The 2,441-nt window shown below is 74.4% G+C and carries 2 protein-coding genes and 1 pseudogene; 2 read left to right on the top strand and 1 reads right to left on the bottom strand.

Annotated elements, in window-relative coordinates; genetic code table 11:
- Window positions 1-498 (top strand): hypothetical protein (locus tag AWB92_RS23775; protein ID WP_193791426.1); only part of this gene is annotated, 498 nt, incomplete at its 5' end.
- A gap of 88 nt (window positions 499-586) precedes the next feature.
- Window positions 587-1,912 carry a UDP-glucose/GDP-mannose dehydrogenase family protein gene (locus AWB92_RS23780; RefSeq protein ID WP_085190057.1) on the top strand — a complete coding sequence of 442 codons (1,326 nt, stop codon included), beginning with the start codon at window positions 587-589 and terminating at the stop codon, window positions 1,910-1,912.
- Window positions 1,913-1,919: 7 nt separating this feature from the next.
- Here the strand turns inward: AWB92_RS23780 and AWB92_RS30205 are convergent.
- Window positions 1,920-2,441, bottom strand: a pseudogene (locus tag AWB92_RS30205) (hypothetical protein); the annotation flags it as partial.

A 2,441-nucleotide genomic window follows, 5' to 3' on the forward strand; every position in this document is an offset into this window, starting at 1 on the left:
GCCTGGGTGGGGGCGACGACGTTGTGGCCGGGGGCGGGCTGCACGCCGGCGGCTCCCGCTCCGGCGCCCGCAGCACCGGCCCCGGCCCCCGCGGCTCCGGCCCCGGCGCCGGCACCCGAGGCGGCTCCGGCTCCGGCGCCCGCGCCGGTTCCCGAGGCCCCCGCGCCCGCGTCGATTCCGGTCGCTCCGGCGCCCGCCCCGATTCCTGAGGCTCCCGCTCCGGCGCCGGTCCCGGTGCCGGAGGCCCCGGTGCCCGCTCCCGCGCCGCCCCCGGCCGTCGCGCCGATTCCGGTGCCAATCCCGTTGCCCATACCGGGCATCGGCGGCCCGCCGGGAGGCGTGTTCGGCCCGCCCGGCGGTGGATATGGCCCGCACGGCGGCGGCGAGGGTCCGCGCGGCGGCGGCGGGTTCCCCGGGTTCCCCGGCGGTGGCGGAGGCCACGGCGGCTTCGGCGGTGGCGGCGGCTTCGGCGGCGGTCACGGCGGGGGCCACCACTAGGCCTTTCGGGCCACCTGTCATCTCCCGTTTGCCTCCCGATTAGCGGCCAGATGCAGTTAGCTCATCGCGGCCACCTACACACGGTGGTATGCGATGCACCGTATTTGGCACCGGTTACCTGGGCGCCACGCACGCAGCGGGTATGGCCGAACTGGGGCACGAGGTCGTCGGGGTGGACATCGACGCCGGCAAGGTGGCCAAGCTGGCGGGCGGTGACATCCCGTTCTACGAACCCGGCCTGCGAAAGTTGTTGACCGACAACCTCGCTGCCGGACGACTGCAGTTCACCACCGACTACGAGATGGCGGCCGATTTCGCCGACGTGCATTTCCTGGGCGTGGGAACGCCGCAGAAGAAGGGCGAATACGGCGCCGACCTCTGCCACGTCCACGCGGTCATCGACGCGCTGGTGCCCCGGCTCACCAGGCCGTCGGTGCTCATCGGCAAGTCGACGGTGCCGGTGGGCACGGCGGCCGACCTCAACGAGCGGGCGGCCGCGCTGGCGCGCCGCGGTGTCGACGTCGAAATCGCCTGGAATCCAGAATTTTTGCGCGAGGGCTACGCGGTGCACGACACTCTGCACCCGGATCGCATCGTGCTCGGCATCCAAGAGGGTTCCACGCGCGCCGAGGCGGCGGCCCGCGAGCTGTACGGCCCGCTGCTGGACGCGGGGGTGCCCTTCCTGGTGACCGATCTGCAGACCGCCGAGCTGGTCAAGGTTTCCGCGAATGCCTTTCTGGCGACCAAGATTTCGTTCATCAACGCCATCTCCGAGGTGTGCGAGGCGGCGGGCGCCGACGTCAGCCTGCTGGCCGACGCGCTGGGCTACGACCCGCGGATCGGGCGCCAATTCCTCAATGCCGGTTTGGGTTTCGGCGGCGGCTGTCTGCCCAAGGACATCCGCGCGTTCATGGCTCGCGCCGGCGAGCTGGGAGCCGACCAGGCGCTGACGTTCCTGCGCGAGGTGGACAGCATCAACATGCGCCGGCGCACCCGGATGGTCGAGATGGCCACCACCGCCTGCGGCGGCTCGTTGCTGGGCGCCAATATCGCCGTGCTGGGTGCGGCGTTCAAGCCCGAATCCGACGACGTCCGCGACTCGCCCGCGCTGAACGTCGCCGGGCAGCTTCAGCTCAACGGCGCCGCGGTCAACGTGTACGACCCCAAGGCGTTGGACAACGCGCAGCGGCTCTTCCCGACGCTGAACTACGCGGTGTCGGTCGAAGAGGCCTGCGAGCGGGCGGACGCGGTGCTGGTGCTCACCGAGTGGCGGCAGTTCGTGGACCTCGACCCGCACGACCTTGCCGACCGGGTGCGGGCCCGCGTCGTCGTCGACGGCCGCAACTGCCTGGACGCCGCCCGCTGGGAGCAGGCGGGGTGGCGCGTGTTCCGGCTGGGGGCGCGGCGGCCCTAGCTTGCAGCTAGGTCAGGCCGTTGTTGCCGGGCGAGCCGAACAGCGCGCCCGCGCCACCGGTGCCGGCGTTGCCCTCCGGCGTGCCGACCCCGGCGTTGCCACCGGTGCCGCCGTTACCGACCAGCACGGCGCCGCCACCGTTGCCGCCGTCACCGCCGCGGCCCGTGACGCCCTGGCCGCCGGGGCCGCCGTCACCTCCGTAGCCGACCAGCGCCGCGTTGCCGCCGTGGCCACCGTTCCCGCCGGTGGTCTCGCCGGTGCCACCGGCCCCGCCCGCGCCGCCGCTGCCCGAGATCCCCGCGGCGTTGCCGCCGCTCCCGCCGGCGCCGCCGTCGCCGCCGTTGCCGGAGATGCCCCTCGTGCTGCCGCCATGGCCGCCGGCGCCCCCGTTGACGGAGCCGGTGCCGCCGGCGCCGCCGGCGCCCGCCGAGCCCTCGAACATGCCGCCGGCGCCGCCGGCGCCGCCCGAACCGCCATCGCCGGCGCTCCCCGTGCCGCCGGCACCCCCAGCGCCACCGTTCCCCCACAC

The sequence above is a fragment of the Mycobacterium sp. IEC1808 genome, from assembly GCF_002101935.1.
Classification (GTDB): Bacteria; Actinomycetota; Actinomycetes; order Mycobacteriales; family Mycobacteriaceae; genus Mycobacterium.

Excerpts from the sequence above, each read along its gene's own strand:
- AWB92_RS23780 (WP_085190057.1), top strand. The coding sequence starts at position 587 with ATGCGATGCACCGTATTTGGCACCGGTTACCTGGGCGCCACGCACGCA.